Here is a 16,214-nt window from a genome sequence, read left to right on the forward strand (position 1 = left end):
GCGCCAATCACAGTTATAGCCCCTGCCCGCGGGCACTGCAGCTTCCGTCACATTTCGATCCGACCCGTCTTCCGACCAGACCTGCCGCCCATGACCGCGCCCTTTGACATCCTGACCCGCATCGCCGAGCGCGGCCCCGCGCTGCGCCTGGCCGAGCAGAAGGTGGCGCAGGTGGTGCTGGAAGACCTGGCCGGCGCGGCCGCCGCCAGCATCAATGAACTGGCGCGCAAGGCCGGCGTCAGCGAGGCCAGCGTGACGCGCTTTGCCAAGGCCATCGGCTGCCGCGACGTGCGCGACCTGAAGCTGCGCCTGGCCCAGGCCACCGCGGTAGGCGCGCGCTTCCTGCAGCCCGGCAGCGTTCCCGCCGGTGAAGCCGCCCCGGCCACGCTGGCCGACAGCATCCACGCCGACATCCTCACCGCGCTGGAAGTCAACCGCGGCATGATGGATGCGCAGCGCATCGAACAGGCCGCGCGCCTGTTGCTCGGTGCACGCATGGTCTACGCTTTTGGCATGGGCGGCGGCTCGTCGTTCATGGCCGACGAGGCCCGCCATCGCCTGGCGCGCCTGGGCCAGCCGGTGGCGAGCTACCAGGACGCGCTTCTGCAGAAGATGGTGGCGGCCACGCTGGGCCGCGACGACGTGGTGCTGGCCTTCTCGGCCAGCGGCCGCGTGCCGGAGATGCTGGCCAGCTGCGATATCGCGCGCGAGTACGGTGCCCGCCTGGTGGCCGTGACCGCGCTGGGCTCGCCGCTGGCCGCGCGTGCCGACGTGCTGCTGCCGGTGCGCACGCTGGAGACGGATTTCATTTTCAAGCCGTCGGCATCGCGCTACGCCATGCTGATGGTGCTGGACGTGCTCGCCACGCAATGCGCGCTGTTGCAGCCGGACCAGAGCAAGGAGCGCCTGCGCCGGCTCAAGTACGTGCTGGACACCCACCGCGGCGAAAGCGGCCCCGCCAGGGGCCCTGACAGCCGCCAGCCGCTGGGAGACTGACCATGCCACACCTGTTCGATACCCTGATCCGCTGCGTCACCCTGATCGACGGCTCCGGCGCCGCCGCGCGCCTGGCCGATGTGGCCCTGCGCGACGGCCGCATCGCCCGCATCGATGAAGCCGGCGCGATCGATCCCGACGCCGCCTCGCATGTAGTCGAAGGCGACGGCCTGGTCCTTGCACCGGGCTTTATCGACGTGCATACGCACGACGACACCAACGTGGTGCGCCAGCCCGAGATGACGCCCAAGCTGTCGCAGGGCGTGACCACGGTGGTGGTCGGCAACTGCGGCATCAGCGCCGCGCCGGTGACGCTGGCGGGCGAGCCGCCCGACCCGATGAACCTGCTCGGCCATGCCGACGCCTTCCGCTACCCGGATTTCAAAAGCTACGTCGATGCGGTGGAAGCCGCGCAGCCCGCGGTCAACGTTGCCGCGCTGGTAGGCCATACCGCGCTGCGCAGCAATCATATGGACCGCTTCGACCGCGCTGCCACGCCGGAAGAAATCGCGGCAATGCGAGCACAGCTGGAAGAAGCGCTGCAGCATGGCGCGCTGGGCCTGTCCACGGGCCTGGCCTACGCCAACGCGTTCAGCGCGCCGACCGATGAGGTGCTGGCGCTGGCCGAACCGCTGGCCAAGGCCGGCGCGCTCTACGCCACCCACCTGCGCAGCGAGTTCGCCGAGATCCTCGACGCCATGGACGAGGCCTTCCGCATCGGCCGTCATGCACGCGTGCCGGTGGTGATCTCGCACCTGAAATGCGCGGGCGTGGCCAACTGGGGCCGCAGCACCGAGGTGCTGGACGCGCTCGACGGCGCGCAGCGCTGGCAGCCGGTGGGCTGCGACTGCTACCCCTACACCGCCAGTTCCTCCACGCTGGACCTGAAGCAGGTCACCAGCGATTTCGACATCATGGTGACCTGGTCCGAAGGCGCGCCCGAAATGAGCGGCCGCCTGCTGGCCGATATCGCCGCCGAATGGCAGGTAGACCTGCACGAAGCCGCGCGACGGCTGATGCCCGCGGGCGCGGTCTACCACTGCATGGAAGACGCCGACGTCGACCGCATCCTGAGCCATCCGGCCACGGTGGTCGGCTCGGACGGGCTGCCCAACGACCCGCTGCCGCATCCACGCCTGTGGGGCGCCTTCCCCCGCGTGCTGGGCCACTACGCCCGCGACCGCGAGCTGTTCCCGCTGTCGGTGGCCGTCAACAAGATGACCGGCATGTCCGCCGAGCGCTTCGGGCTGCAGGAACGCGGCTTCGTGCGCGAAGGCTACTGGGCCGACCTGGTGCTGTTCGACGCCACCACCATCCGCGATGCGGCCAGCTTTACCGATCCCATGCAACCGGCCGAGGGCATTGCCGCGGTCTGGGTCAACGGCGAGCTGTCATGGCAGCAGCGCCAGACCACCGGCGTGCGCGCCGGCCGGTTCCTGCCGCGAGGCTCGCGGCCTGAGTTCGGCGCCGCCTGACCAGCGCGCTGCCCTCTTCCTTCCCATATCCAACCCATCCCAGGAGTACCCATGGACATCAAACGATTCGGCGTCGAAGGCGGCACCGGCACCGGCGGCCAGCACATGCCCTTTGCCCGCGCGGTCGCGGCCGACGGCTGGCTCTACGTCTCCGGCCAGGTGCCGATGGTCAACGGCGAGGTCATCGACGGCGGCATCGTGCCCCAGACCCACCAGGCCATCAAGAACGTGCTGGCCATCCTGGCCGAAGCCGGCTACGGCCCCGAGCACGTCGTGCGCTGCGGCGTCTGGCTGGATGACACGCGCGACTTCGCCTCGTTCAACAAGATCTTCAAGGAATACTTCGGCGCCAACCCGCCCGCGCGCGCCTGCGTGCAGTCGAGCATGGTGGTGGACTGCAAGGTCGAAGTGGACTGCATCGCCTACAAGAAGCCGGCGGCCTGAGCCTGCTGCCTGCGGATTGCGTGCCCCCCTCCCGCTACCGCGGGAGAGGGGAAAAACTAAAAACTAACCCCTGCCGCCACAAGCGGCCTTTTTTCCACACAAGGAGACAATATGGGTGCCGTCACCGGAACCACGCTCTTGGTGTATGCGCTGATCGCAGTGATCGCACTGGTGGTGCTGATCGCGCGCTTCAAGCTCAACCCCTTCATTACCCTGGTGGTCGTTTCAGTGCTGCTCGGCTTTGCCGTGGGCATGCCGATGGGCGACATCGTCAAGTCCTTTGAAGCCGGTGTCGGCGGCACGCTGGGCCATATCGCGCTGGTGGTCGGCCTGGGCACCATGCTCGGCAAGATGATGGCCGAATCCGGCGGCGCCGAGCGCATCGCCAACACACTGATCGATTTCTTCGGCGCAAAGAACGTGCATTGGGCGATGGCCACCATCGCCTTTATCGTCGGCCTGCCGGTGTTCTTTGAAGTGGGCTTCGTGCTGCTGGTGCCGATCGCCTTCAACGTGGCCAAGCGCACCGGCACGTCGATGGTGCTGGTCGGCATCCCGATGGTGGCCGGCCTGTCCGTGGTGCACGGCCTGATCCCGCCGCACCCGGCCGCGCTGCTGGCGGTGACCGCCTATGGCGCCGACATCGGCAAGACCATCATGTACGCGCTGATCGTGGGCATTCCCACGGCAGCCCTCGCTGGCCCGCTGTTCGCCAAGCTGATGGACCGCTACGTCAAGCTACCCGAGATCAACCCGCTGGCGGAGCAGTTCACCGAAGAGGATGAGCGCGTCAAGGCATCGCATGAGTTGCCGGGCTTCGGCATCACCGTGTTCACCATCCTGCTGCCCGTGATCCTGATGCTGATCGGCAGCTGGGCAGACCTCATCGCCACGCCCAAGACCTTTGCCAACGACTTCCTGAAGCTGATTGGCAACTCGGTGATGGCGCTGCTGATTGCCGCGCTGGTGAGCTTCTACACCTTCGGCAAGGCGCGCGGCTTCAACCGCGAGACCATCCTCAAGTTCACCAACGAGTGCGTGGCGCCCACCGCTATCATCACGCTGGTGGTCGGCGCCGGCGGCGGCTTTGGCCGCATCCTGCGTGACTCGGGCATCTCCAACGCCATCGTCGACGTCGCCACCGGCGCCAACGTGTCGGTGCTGGTGCTGGGCTGGCTGGTGGCGGTGATGATCCGCATCGCCACAGGCTCGGCCACGGTGGCCATGACCACCGCCGCGGGCATCGTCGCGCCGATCGCCGCCAGCGTGCCGGGCACCCGCCCGGAGCTGCTGGTGCTGACCACCGGCGCCGGTTCGCTGATCCTGTCGCACGTGAACGACGGCGGCTTCTGGCTGGTCAAGGAGTACTTCAACATGACCGTGACCCAGACCTTCCAGACCTGGTCGGTGTGCGAGACCATCATCTCGGTGGTGGCGCTGCTGCTGACGCTGGGCCTGGCCACGGTGATCTGACGCCCCTTGCCGGTGGCGGCAAGACCGCACTCCAGGCCAGGCTTTGGCGGGATCAGAACGGGTGACATGGCGAAAATGTGCATTGAAGCAACGGTTTACAAGCCCCCGGACAGCTACTAAGGTCAACCAGTGTGTGACCTGCCGCGAACCGTCCCAATGCCACTAGATCGCCGCTCCTTCCTGGCCCTGGCCGCCGGCCTCGCCGCCTGCGCCGCCCTGCCCGCCGGCGCTGCCACCGTAGCCGTGCCAATGCGCCGCAACATCCCGGGCACCACCGAAGCCCTGCCCGTGATCGGCTTGGGCACCGCCGACACCTTCAACGTCGGCACCGGCGCCGATGAACGCAAGCCGCTGGCGGAGGTAATGGGCCTGCTTCTGCAGAGCGAAGGCTCGGTCGTCGATACCGCGCCCAGCTACGGCAGCGCCGAAGCCGTGACCGGCGACCTGCTGCGCGCGGCCAATGCCCGCAGCCGGGTGTTCCTGGCCACCAAGATCTCGGCCAAGTCCGGCGCGCCCGCGCAGGCGCAATGGGCGCACTCGCTGGCCGACCTGCACGTGGACAAGATCGACCTGCTGCAGATACACAACCTGATCGACTGGCAGGCCAACCTGCGCTGGCTGCGCGAGCTGAAGGAACAGGGCCGCATTCGCTACCTGGGCATCACCCATTACCGCGAGGACGCGCACGAGGCGCTGGAGAAGATCGTGCGCAGCGAGCGCGTGGACTTTGTCCAGATCAACTACTCGGTGGCCGAGCGCAATGCCGAGCGTACGCTGCTGCCGCTGTGCGAAGCGCGTGGGGTGGCGGTGCTGGTCAACCGGCCATTCCAGGACGGGCGCCTCTTTCGCGTCGTCAAGGATCGCCCGCTGCCGCCGTGGGCCGGCGATATCGACTGCGGCTCGTGGGGCCAGTTGTTCCTGAAGTTCATCGTCAGCCATCCCGCCGTGACCGCGGCGATCCCGGCCACCTCCAAGCCGCGCAACATGGCCGACAACCTTGGGGCCGGACTGGGCCGCATGCCCGATCCCGGCCAGCGCGAGCGCATCGCCGCGCTGCTGCGCTGAGCCGTATCGATCGTGGACGATCCCGCGCGCGACCCGCCTGCCGGTGGCCTGGCCCGGCTGCGGCGCGGTTTCGGCATCCACCCCGGCGAGACCGGCGCCGTGGTGGCCGGCTTCCTGTTTTTCTTCTGCCTGTTCGCCAGCTATTTCATGCTGCGGCCAGTGCGCGAGACCATGGGCATTGCCGGCGGCGTGAAGAACCTGCAGTGGCTGTTCACCGCCACCTTTGTCGTGATGCTGGCCGCGATTCCGCTGTACGGCGCGATCTGCGCCTGGCTGCCGCGGCGCCGCTTCGTGCCCTGGGTGTACGCCTTCTTTATCGCCAACCTCCTGGGCTTTGCCCTGGCCACTCGCGCCCTGCCTGACAACGTCTGGCTGGCGCGCGTGTTCTACGTCTGGCTGTCGGTGTTCAACCTGTTCGTGGTGTCGGTGGCATGGAGCCTGATGGCCGATGTGTTCCGCCCCGAGCAGGCGCGCCGTCTGTTCGCACTGCTGGCCGCCGGCGCCAGCGCGGGCGGGCTGGTCGGGCCCGTGCTGGGCGGCTGGTTGGTGCCGCGGATCGGCCTGACCGGACTGATGCTGCTGTCGGCCGCGCTGCTGGCCGCCACGCTGCCCGGCGTGGGCTGGCTGTTCGGCTGGCGCCGCCGCGCCGGCGCGGGCGTGGTGCAGCCGGGCGAAGCCCCGGCCGGCGCGGCGCAGGATCCGGCCAACCCGATCGGCGGCGGGCTGCTGGCCGGGCTGTCGCTGCTGCTGCGCTCGCACTACCTGCTCGGCATCGGCCTGTTCGTGATCCTGCTGGCCACGGCCAGTACCTTCCTGTATTTCGAGCAGGCGCGGCTGGTGGCCGAGGCCTTCCCGGAACGCACCCGCCAGACCCAGGTCTTCAGCGCGCTGGATGCTGCCGTGCAGGCGCTGACCATCCTGGTCCAGCTCTTCTTCACCGGCCGCATGGCGCGCCGCTATGGCGTCTCGGTACTGCTGACCGCGGTGCCGCTGGCGGTGGCCTGCGGCTTTCTCGTACTGGCGCTGTTGCCGACCTTCGGCGTGCTGGCCGGCGTGATGATCCTGCGCCGTGTCGGCGAATACGCGCTGCTGCGCCCCGGGCGCGAGATGCTGTTCACCGTGGTCAATCCCGAGACCAAGTACAAGGCCAAGAACGTGATCGACACCGCCGTCTACCGTGCGGGCGATGCAGTCAGTGCGTGGGTCAAGACGGGGATCGATGCGCTGTCGGGCCATCCCGCCACGGTGGCGCTGGCTGGCGCGGTGCTGGCGCTGGCGTGGGCGGGACTGGGGTGGTGGCTGGGGCGGCGGCATGAGGGGCAGCTGGGCCCGCCGGATGCCAGTCTGCGCCGTGCCGTGGGGAATACCGCTGCACGCTAGTGCTCAGGACAAGGGTTTTCCCGGTTGACGCTGTGTCTGCGAAGCCATACATTGGCCACGCAGATCTAGATAAGAGACCATCTGTAGGATGGTCTCTTCGCGCCTTGCAGTCGCTGCGGCCTCTTACAGAACAAATAAGAGGAGACCGCCGTGCAACGCTCTGCCATCAAAATTCGTGGCATCGATGATGTCATTGCCTACATAGATTCCTGCCCAGGCATTCGCGGCAGGGCCGGTGTCATCTGGTGGCTCGCACTCGGCGGGCTATTCCTTGATGCGTTTTCCAATTCTGCGCTGAGCGCCGGCCTCGGGCCGATGACGCGCAACCTTCAACTCGCGCCCGCAAAAGTCGCCCTGTTGACCTCGTTTGCCTCCTGGGTGGCCATTGCCTTCAACCCTATCGGCGGCTGGATGGCCGACCGCTGGGGCCGCGTCCGCCCGCTGATTCTCGCCAAGGTCCTGGCTGTGGTCGGCGCATTGCTGGTGGTGTTTGCCCCCGGCTTCGAGGTGATCCTGGCCGGGCGCTTCTTTGTCGGTGCGGCCTACGGCATCGACTTTGCCATCGCCATGGCGGTGCTGGCGGAGTTCACGCCGGTGAAGCTCAAGAGTCGGCTGAACACGTGGCAAGGCATGTGGTACACGGCCGTCTGCTCCAACTTGCTGCTGGCACTGCTGTTCTACTCCTGGGACGTTGGCGATACGATCTGGCGCTACTCAGTGGCAGCCACCGCGGTCTTTGGCGTGATCATCCTGCTGCTGCAAGGCTTGTTCCTGGTGGAAAGCCCGATCTGGCTGGCACGCAAGGAATGGCTCGATGCCGCCGCGCATGCCATGACGCGCATCTACGGACGTGAGTTCGTTGCCGCCCCGCCCGCGGAACGCATCCCCGTCCTCAACCAGGCGCGCCGCGGCCTGGCCAATGTGCTGTTGATCTTCCGCGGCGTCTACCTGCCGCGCACCATCCTGGCGGCCACCGTGCAGATCGGGCAGTCGATCCAGTACTTCGCGATCGGCTGGTACCTGCCGCTGATCAGTGCGGCCCTGTTCGGCAAGGACTTTGTCTACGCGACGATCGGCGCGCTGGTCTTCAACGTCTGCGGCATCTTTGGCGGCTTCCTCTCGCCCTTTATAGGCCGGAAGCTGGGCCTGCGCCGCGCCTCGGCATTCGGCTTTGCGGCGGTATTCGCCATGCTGCTGATCCTGGGCCTGTTTAACGGCAAGATGCCGATGTGGATGGCAGTGGTCGTTCCGTCGCTGTTCATCCTGTTCCACTCGGGCGGGCCCGGCGCAAACGGCAAGAGCCTGTCGTCACTGTCTTTCCGCAGCGAACTGCGCGCGGGCGCCAACGGCATCATCGGCGCGCTCGGTGCCATCGGCGCTGCACTGGGCCTGCTGGTCTTCCCGCTGTTCCGCGCACAGTATGGGCTGGAGACCACCTTCCTGATTCTCTCCGTGGTCCCGCTGCTGGCAAGCATCATCTGCTTTGCGATCCGCTGGGACCCGACCCGCACCACCATCAACCCCGACAATGAAGCCGACGCCCCGCAGTTCAAGGGCGATGTGCCGGACGCTCCGGGCTTCATGAATCCCGCGATTGAAAAGGCCCGCCCATGACCCAGCGCAGAAATGTCATCCTTGCGATCGATGAGGGCACCTCAGGCACGCGGGCAGCGGTGGTGGCCGCCGACGGTCATGTCATGTGCCTCGAGTACACCACGCTTGAGGTCCGATCCCCCTGCCCTGGCGTGGTCGAACAGGACGCCAACGTCTTGCTCGACAAAACCCTGGCGGTTTGCCGCGCCACCCTGGCGCAGGCTGCTCGCGAAAACCTGAATGTCACCGCCCTCGCCATCGCCACCCAGCGCGCCACCGCGGTACTGTGGGACACGCAGACCGGACGTGCGCTGGTACCCGCCATGGTGTGGCAGGACACGCGGTACGCGGCCGATCTTGACCAGCTCGCGCCGGCATGGGACGCAAATCTGCGCAAAACGGTCGGCCGCCCCACCGGTGTACGCTCGCCATACCTGTGGGCAGCGCGGCACCTGCGCGACACGCCGGCTGTGGCTGACGCCTTCAGTGCGCGCCAGCTCGCCTTCGGCACCATCGACAGCTGGCTGCTCTGGCACCTGTCGACGGCACGCGCATGCATCACCACGCCGACCAACGCCACCTCATGCAACGCCTACGTGCTGACCGGGCATCGCTACCAGCTCGACTGGATCGACGCGCTTGGCTTTCCGCGTGAACTGCTGCCTGAGCTGCGCCAGGATGCGGACGACTTCGGCCGCACGCGGCCGGACGTGCTGGGTATCGACGTACCGATCCTGGCTTGTGCCGGGGACCAGCTCGCCGGCGCAATCGGCCTGGGATGTCTCGATGCCGGCCAGGCGATGTGCCTGCATGGCACCGGCAGCTTCGTCGATCTGGTAGTCGGCCCGAACCTTCCCGCACGCAGTGGCAAGTCGGACAGCACCCTGACCATGACCGCGCGCCGGCAGCTGGGCGTGTCGCACTTCTCCGTCGAAACCTTTGTCGCCACCACCGGCTCCGCGCTCAACTGGGTCTGCGACAAGCTCGGCTGGTTTCAGAACGCCAGGCAAATCAGTGCGCTGGCCAGCACTGTTGCGTCGTCACGGGGCGTGACCTTTATTCCCGCGCTGACAGGGCTGCGGGTCCCACGCATGCAGCCTGAAGCGCGCGCAGCATTGACCGGTATCTCGATGGCAACGACGCAGGCCGAGATGGCCTTTGCCATCCTCGAAGGCATTGCGCATTCGGTAACTTCATGCATCGAGGCAAACCGGGAGATCGCGGGCGTGCCGGTGTCGGAGCTCGTGGTTGGCGGCGGCTTGTCCGGCAGCGATGCGCTGCTGCAAATGCAGGCGGATCTCAGCGGAATTCCCATCCACCGCATGAAGGAGACCGACCGCGCCAGCCTGCGCGGCATCGCTTACCTTGCCGGCTCATCCGGCCTGCTTTGGGATTCCATGCAGCAGGCCCGTGCCACCACCACCCCGGACGCGGTATTCGAACCGGCGATCAGCGCCGATGAACGTGCCCAGCGGCGCGCGCGCTGGAATGCGCGGGTGGCATCCGAGCTCAACCATGCGGACGCGCTTGCGGTCCATTAATCAGGAGCAACAACAGACATGGTGATTTTTCCATCCCGCAGCGCTAACCGCGAGCGCGCCGCCATGACCAGCACCGAGCCGTTGCGGCTGGTGCGCCGGGACCTGCTTGACCGCCTGGAGACAGATGCATTCGACATCCTGGTGGTCGGTGGTGGTGTGACGGGCACCTACGCCGCGCTGGATGCCAGCTTGCGCGGCTATCGCGTGGCGCTGGTTGAAAAGTGCGACTTCGCCGCGGGGACTTCGTCCAAGTCATCCAAGATGGTGCACGGCGGCCTGCGCTATATCGAGCAGGGCAATCTCGGCCTGGTGCGCCATTCACTGCTGGAGCGCCAGCGCCTGCGCCGCAACGCGCGCCACCTGGTGCAACGGCTGCCGTTCCTGTTCCCGGTGATGGAGCGCAACGGCGTGTTCGACAAGCGCCTGGCCAAGGCCTTCGAGAGCCTGCTCTGGACCTACGACCTCGCCGGTGGCTGGCGCGAGGGAATCCTGCACCAGAAGCTGACCAAGGCCGAGGTGCTGTCCCACTGCCCGACCTTCAATGAGGAACATCTGACCGGCGGCTACCTGTACTTCGATGCGCGCGTCGACGATGCCCGCCTGACACTGAACATCGCGCGCACGGCAGCGTTCCATGGCGCGGCCGTGGTCAATCACGCGACCGTCGCCGAGATCACCCGCGACGGCCACGGCAAGGTGGATGGCGCCATTGTCCACGCCGGCGAGCGCGAGATCCGCGTGCGCGCAGGCGTGGTCATCATGGCAACCGGCGTCTGGCTGCGCGACTGGACCGGACGCAGGAAGGGCGAGGCCAGGACCCTGCACATTCGCCCCGCCAAGGGCGTCCACGTTGCCATCCCATGGCTGAAGATCCGCAATGACTGCACGGTGACGATCCCGGTGCCCGGGCGCAGCCGCCGGGCAACCATCACGCGGTGGGGCAATGTGTCCTACCTTGGCACCACCGACGAAGACTATGTGGGCGACCTCGACAATGTCATGTGCACCCGGCAGGAACTCGACTTCCTGCTGGAGGGCGCGCGCTCGGCACTAAAGACCGACCTGACGCCGGAAGACGTGGTGGGCAGCATCGCGGGGTGTCGCCCGCTGGTGGCGCCGCCCGGCGGCAAGACCCTGGAAATCAAGCGCAATCACGAGATTCATACCGCGGACGACGGCCTGGTGACCATCGTCGGCGGCAAGCTCACGACCTCGCGGCACATGGCCGAGCAAACCATCGATGCAGCGCAGAAGGTCATCGGCAAGCGCAGCAAGTGCCTGACCAAAGCGGCCTATCTGCTCGGGGCGGCTGGCTATGACGCGCAGGCCATCGTCGCATCCGGCGGCATGTCCGCGCACCTGGGCGAGCGCTACGGCACAGAGGCGCGCTTTGTCAGCGACATCCTGCAGGCGGACGCCACCCTGGCTAGGCCGATCGTCGAAGGCCTGCCCTATACCGAGGCCGAAATCGTCTACGCCGTGCGCCATGAACTGGCCGGCACGGTTGACGACGTCTTGTCACGACGCATCCGCGCCCGCCTGATGGCGCGCGATGCCTCCGCCCGGGCCGCAGCGCGGGTGGGCCAGATCCTCCAGGCCGAACTCGGATTGTCCGAGGCGGCCGTGGCGCGGCAGGTCAGCGAATACCTGGCCGCCGTCGCCCTCGAAAAATCCGTCCTCATGGGAGACTCAGCATGATCAGCAAGGAAGCCATCAAGCGCGGCTACAACCGCGGCAACTACGTCGTCGGCGCCCACACGCCGCCGGGCTATGCGGCAAACATCCAGGACACCCCGGATGCGCCGGGCCTGCAACGTGACACCATTTCCGTCTGCGCGGCCGATCTCGCGGCCCTGCGCAAAGTGGCCGACGAGGTCTTGACCGATACCGCCGATGTCGTGGCGTGGACCCGCGACTGGTGGGCCGGATCGATGATCACAGAGACCGCAGGCAAGCCCGCCACGCCGCGCGGGGTCATCGTACGCGCTTCCACCGTGGAACAGGTGCAGGCAGTCATGCGCATTGCCAGCGCCAGTGCCATTCCGGTCACCGTATCGGCCGGCCGCAGCAACGTGACGGGCGCCGCCCTGCCCGTACGCGGCGGAATCGTGCTGGACGTGTGCGGCCTTAACAAGCTGGTCGGATTCGACAAGGACAGCCAGATCGTCGACGTGGAAGCCGGCATGTTCGGCGACATCTTCGAGGAGACCATGCAGAAGGAATTCGGCATGACGATGGGCCACTGGCCATCATCGTACGCGATCAGCACGGTCGGCGGATGGGTAGCCTGCCGCGGCGCCGGTCAGTTGTCCACGCGCTACGGCAAGATCGAGGACATGGTGTTTGGCATGGACGTGGTGCTGGCCGACGGCAGCCTGGTCACCGTAGGCGGCTACTCGCGCGCGGCATTGGGCCCGGATCTGCAGCAACTGTTCATCGGGTCCGAAGGCATGCTGGGCGTGATCGTGCGCGTGCGCCTCAAGCTGCACCGCCTGCCCGACTACGGGCGTGCCATCGCCTATGGCTTCAAGACCTTTGCCATTGGCCTGGACGCCTGCCGCGAGATCATGCAACGCGGGGCCAACCCCGCCGCGCTGCGGCTCTATGACAAACTGGAGAGCGGAGTGCAGTTCGGGCTGCCCGACACCAACGTCCTGCTGGTTGCCGACGAGGGCTCGCGCGAGATGGTCGATGCGGTGATGACGATCAGCGAGCGCGTGTGCCAGGAACGTGGTGACAAGCTGGACAGCGCGGCGATTTTCGAACGCTGGCTCGATACGCGCTACCTGACGGGCAAGAGCGCCGAGGGCTTCAAGCGCAGCCCCGGCTTTGTCGCCGACACGCTCGAAATGTCGGGACCGTGGCGCGACCTGGCTGCCATCTACACGGACGTTGTCAAGGCCATCAATGCCGTGCCGGGCACCCTCGCCGGCTCCGCGCATCAGTCGCACGCCTATGTGGACGGCGCCTGCCTGTACTTCTCGCTGCGCGGCGAGGTCGCGGTGGAGGACCGCCAGAAGTGGTATCACCAGGCATGGGATGCTGCCAATGCGGTGCTGATCCAATACAATGCGGCACTGAGCCACCACCACGGAATCGGACTGCTGCGCGCGCCATACATGGCCTCGTCGCTGGACACGGCATTCCCGCTGCTGGCGGCAGTCAAGCAGGCACTTGACCCGCAGAATATCCTGAACCCAGGCAAGCTGGGTCTCAGTGACGTGCTCACCAACGAACCGAAGTAACCAGCATGGACAGGTCCCTCGGTGCGCGCCTGACGCGACACCCCGTCATCGGCACACTCTACGGTGTTGACCAGATCGACGCCATCTTTGAAAGCGTGGCCGAAGTCTGCATCGTCGCCAACGTGGAGTTGCGCAAGCTGCAGCCCGTCATCGCCACGCTGGCCAGCGCTGGCAAGTACGTCATCGTCAATATCGACAGCTGCGAAGGCTTGTCGCAGGACAAGGGCGGGGTGGATTATCTGGCCGACATCGGGGTGACCAGTCTGGTTTCCACGCGCGTGGCAACGATCCAGCGGGCCAACCGCGCGGGCATGGTGACGATGCAGAAGGTCTTTGTGACCGACCGTTCCACCTGGCCGCGCAGCGTCAAGGCGCTCGAACAGAGCGACCCGAACCTGGTGCAGCTGATGCCGGCGCCGATGCTGTCGCACCTGCCCGAAGCGGACCGCAAGGCGCTGCCGCCGATCGTGACATCAGGCTTTGTCTGCAATCGGGATGATATCCGCAGCGCGCTCGCACATGGCGCTGTGGCCGTCTCCACCAGCGACCGCAAGCTCTGGAATCTGGAAGCGAGAGCGCTCAAGGCGTAAGAGTCCCGCCTGGCGCAGCCTGGGCAGTTTCGCTGACCGATGATCGGCCAAAACTGGCCTGCTGCGGCAGGAAGATCGTATAGTCATGTCCTCGGACCTGGCTTGCCCCCGCGCCGCGCCGGCCGTCGCCGCGCAGCCTGCAAGCCCCCCCCCACATTCCTGATCCCGGAGGACTCCCCCATGAAAACCAAAGCCGCCATCGCCTGGAAAGCCGGTGCCCCGCTGACCATTGAAGACGTGGACCTGGACGGCCCGCGCGCCGGGGAAGTGCTGGTGGAAGTCAAGGCCACCGGTATCTGCCATACCGACTACTACACACTGTCTGGAGCCGACCCGGAAGGCATCTTCCCGGCGATCCTGGGCCACGAGGGCGCAGGCATCGTCACCGACGTCGGCCCTGGCGTCACCTCGCTCAAGCCGGGCGACCACGTGATCCCGCTGTACACGCCGGAATGCCGCCAGTGCAAGTTCTGCCTGTCGCGCAAGACCAACCTGTGCCAGGCAATCCGCGCCACCCAGGGCAAGGGCCTGATGCCGGACGGCACCTCGCGCTTCTCGATCGACGGCAAGCCGATCTTCCACTACATGGGCACCTCGACCTTCGCCAACCACATCGTGGTGCCGGAGATCGCGCTGGCCAAGATCCGCCCGGATGCGCCGTTCGACAAGGTCTGCTATATCGGCTGCGGCGTCACCACCGGCGTGGGCGCGGTGCTGTTCACCGCCAAGGTGGAAGCCGGCGCCAACGTGGTGGTGTTCGGCCTCGGCGGCATCGGCCTGAACGTGATCCAGGCGGCCAAGATGGTGGGCGCCGACAAGATCATCGGCGTGGACCTGAACCCTGGCCGCGAAGCCATGGCGCGCAAGTTCGGCATGACGCATTTCATCAACCCGAAGGACGTGGAGAACGTGGTCGACCACATCATCCAGTTGACCGACGGCGGTGCTGACTATTCGTTCGAATGCATCGGCAACACGCAGGTCATGCGCCAGGCGCTGGAGTGCTGCCACAAGGGCTGGGGCAAGTCGATCATCATCGGCGTGGCCGAGGCCGGCGCGGAGATCTCGACGCGTCCGTTCCAGCTGGTGACGGGGCGTGAATGGAAGGGCTCGGCCTTTGGCGGCGCGCGCGGGCGCACCGATGTGCCCAAGATTGTCGACTGGTACATGGAAGGCAAGCTCAATATCGACGACCTGATTACGCACACGCTGCCGCTGGAGCGCATCAATGAGGGCTTCGACCTGATGAAGCGCGGCGAGTCGATCCGCTCGGTGGTGCTGTACTGAGGACGGCGCCGACATGGAACTGATCTCGCAACACGGCTGCTACGGCGGCGTGCAGCGCTTCTATCGGCATGACTCGGCGGCCATCGGGCTGCCGATGCGTTTCTCGGTCTACCTGCCACCGCAGGCGCAGGGAGGCGGCAAGGTGCCGGTGCTGTTCTACCTGGCCGGCCTGACCTGCACCGAAGAAACCTTCATGATCAAGGCCGGTGCGCAGCGCTTTGCCGCCGAGCACGGCCTGATGCTGGTGGCGCCCGATACCAGCCCGCGCGGCGCGGGCCTGCCGGGCGAGGCCGATGCCTGGGACTTCGGCGTGGGTGCCGGGTTCTATGTCGATGCCACCGAGGCGCCGTGGCAGGAGTACTGGCGCATGGAAAGCTACGTGGCCGACGAGCTGTTCGGGCTGGTCACCACCGCGTTGCCGGGCGATGCCGGCCGTGTCGGCATCTTCGGGCATTCCATGGGCGGGCACGGCGCGCTGGTGCTGGCACAGCGCCATCCGCAGCGCTTCCGCTCGGTGTCGGCGTTTGCGCCGATCGCCGCGCCGTCACGCTGCCCGTGGGGGGAGAAGGCTTTTACTGGCTACCTGGGCAGCGACCGCGCCGCGTGGGCCGAATATGACGCCAGCGAGCTGATGGCACGCCAGCAGGGCGCGCCCTTCCCGGCCGGCATCCTGGTCGACCAGGGACTGGACGACCAGTTCCTGCAAAGCCAGCTGCATCCGGAAGCATTCGCGGCGGCCTGCCAGGCCGTCGGCCAGCCGCTGACGCTGCGCCGGCATAGCGGCTACGACCACGGCTACTACTTCATTACGACCTTTATCGCCGACCACATCCGGCATCACGCCGGACAGCTCTAGCGCCTGAGCGCTCAAACGCACCCACTGCCCCGCACCGCCCCCCAATCAGGGGATGCCCGGTGCCGGGCCCGACCCCATAATTGCTGCTCGACCGGCCCCAGAGCCGGAACAAGATGGGGTCACATCATGAACCACGTCGTCTCCCTCGGCGGCTATATCCTCGGCTGCCTGGCAGCGCTGCTGATCGCCGCGCGGTGGTTGTTGCGCAATGACCCGGCGCTGTGCGCCGACTAGCCGCGCGAAGCGCCACGACGAAGCGACTAGCCCAG

The 16,214-nt window shown here is 66.8% G+C and carries 13 protein-coding genes; all 13 read left to right on the plus strand.

The window, feature by feature from the left end; all coding sequences use genetic code 11:
• Nucleotides 1-90: 90 nt before the first annotated feature.
• The 13 genes from AC1Q7H_RS11190 (at nt 91) to fghA (ending at nt 15,945) form a co-directional block, all read left to right on the plus strand.
• The gene (locus tag AC1Q7H_RS11190; RefSeq protein ID WP_153955714.1) at nt 91-996 is read left to right on the plus strand and encodes a MurR/RpiR family transcriptional regulator; all 906 of its coding nucleotides are present in this window, start codon (nt 91-93) and stop codon (nt 994-996) included.
• A 2-nt stretch (nt 997-998) separates the two neighbouring features.
• Nucleotides 999-2,471, plus strand: a complete 1,473-nt coding sequence (locus AC1Q7H_RS11195; protein WP_013952845.1) for an N-acyl-D-amino-acid deacylase family protein — start codon at nt 999-1,001, stop codon at nt 2,469-2,471.
• Nucleotides 2,472-2,522: 51 nt separating this feature from the next.
• Nucleotides 2,523-2,915, plus strand: coding sequence for a RidA family protein (locus tag AC1Q7H_RS11200; RefSeq protein ID WP_012355941.1), 393 nt, complete (start codon nt 2,523-2,525; stop codon nt 2,913-2,915).
• Nucleotides 2,916-3,026: 111 nt separating this feature from the next.
• Complete coding sequence (locus AC1Q7H_RS11205) at nt 3,027-4,388, plus strand: GntP family permease (RefSeq protein ID WP_013952844.1); 1,362 nt, start codon at nt 3,027-3,029, stop codon at nt 4,386-4,388.
• A gap of 156 nt (nt 4,389-4,544) precedes the next feature.
• Nucleotides 4,545-5,453, plus strand: coding sequence for an aldo/keto reductase (locus tag AC1Q7H_RS11210; RefSeq protein ID WP_153955713.1), 909 nt, complete (start codon nt 4,545-4,547; stop codon nt 5,451-5,453).
• A gap of 12 nt (nt 5,454-5,465) precedes the next feature.
• The gene (locus AC1Q7H_RS11215) at nt 5,466-6,833 is read left to right on the plus strand and encodes an NTP/NDP exchange transporter (RefSeq protein WP_492377982.1); all 1,368 of its coding nucleotides are present in this window, start codon (nt 5,466-5,468) and stop codon (nt 6,831-6,833) included.
• A gap of 150 nt (nt 6,834-6,983) precedes the next feature.
• Nucleotides 6,984-8,447 (plus strand): MFS transporter, encoded by a 1,464-nt coding sequence (locus tag AC1Q7H_RS11220; RefSeq protein ID WP_013952841.1) that lies wholly within the window; start codon nt 6,984-6,986, stop codon nt 8,445-8,447.
• A complete protein-coding gene (locus tag AC1Q7H_RS11225) occupies nt 8,444-9,967 on the plus strand; it encodes an FGGY family carbohydrate kinase (RefSeq protein ID WP_492377983.1) in 1,524 nt (507 codons plus the stop codon). The genes AC1Q7H_RS11220 and AC1Q7H_RS11225 overlap by 4 nt, the downstream gene beginning before the upstream one ends.
• An 18-nt stretch (nt 9,968-9,985) precedes the next feature.
• Nucleotides 9,986-11,665: a glycerol-3-phosphate dehydrogenase/oxidase gene (locus AC1Q7H_RS11230; RefSeq protein ID WP_035816804.1), complete on the plus strand. Its 1,680-nt coding sequence runs from the start codon at nt 9,986-9,988 to the stop codon at nt 11,663-11,665.
• Nucleotides 11,662-13,212, plus strand: a complete 1,551-nt coding sequence (locus tag AC1Q7H_RS11235; RefSeq protein WP_153955711.1) for an FAD-binding oxidoreductase — start codon at nt 11,662-11,664, stop codon at nt 13,210-13,212. The genes AC1Q7H_RS11230 and AC1Q7H_RS11235 overlap by 4 nt, the downstream gene beginning before the upstream one ends.
• A 5-nt stretch (nt 13,213-13,217) precedes the next feature.
• Nucleotides 13,218-13,802 carry a glycerol-3-phosphate responsive antiterminator gene (locus AC1Q7H_RS11240; RefSeq protein ID WP_013952837.1) on the plus strand — a complete coding sequence of 195 codons (585 nt, stop codon included), beginning with the start codon at nt 13,218-13,220 and terminating at the stop codon, nt 13,800-13,802.
• A gap of 180 nt (nt 13,803-13,982) precedes the next feature.
• The gene (locus AC1Q7H_RS11245; RefSeq protein ID WP_013952836.1) at nt 13,983-15,089 is read left to right on the plus strand and encodes an S-(hydroxymethyl)glutathione dehydrogenase/class III alcohol dehydrogenase; all 1,107 of its coding nucleotides are present in this window, start codon (nt 13,983-13,985) and stop codon (nt 15,087-15,089) included.
• Between the two features lie 13 nt (nt 15,090-15,102).
• Nucleotides 15,103-15,945 (plus strand): S-formylglutathione hydrolase, encoded by an 843-nt coding sequence (gene fghA, locus AC1Q7H_RS11250; RefSeq protein ID WP_013952835.1) that lies wholly within the window; start codon nt 15,103-15,105, stop codon nt 15,943-15,945.
• The last annotated feature ends 269 nt before the right edge of the window (nt 15,946-16,214 follow it).

The organism is Cupriavidus sp. GW823-FHT06D04 (genome assembly GCF_058795055.1).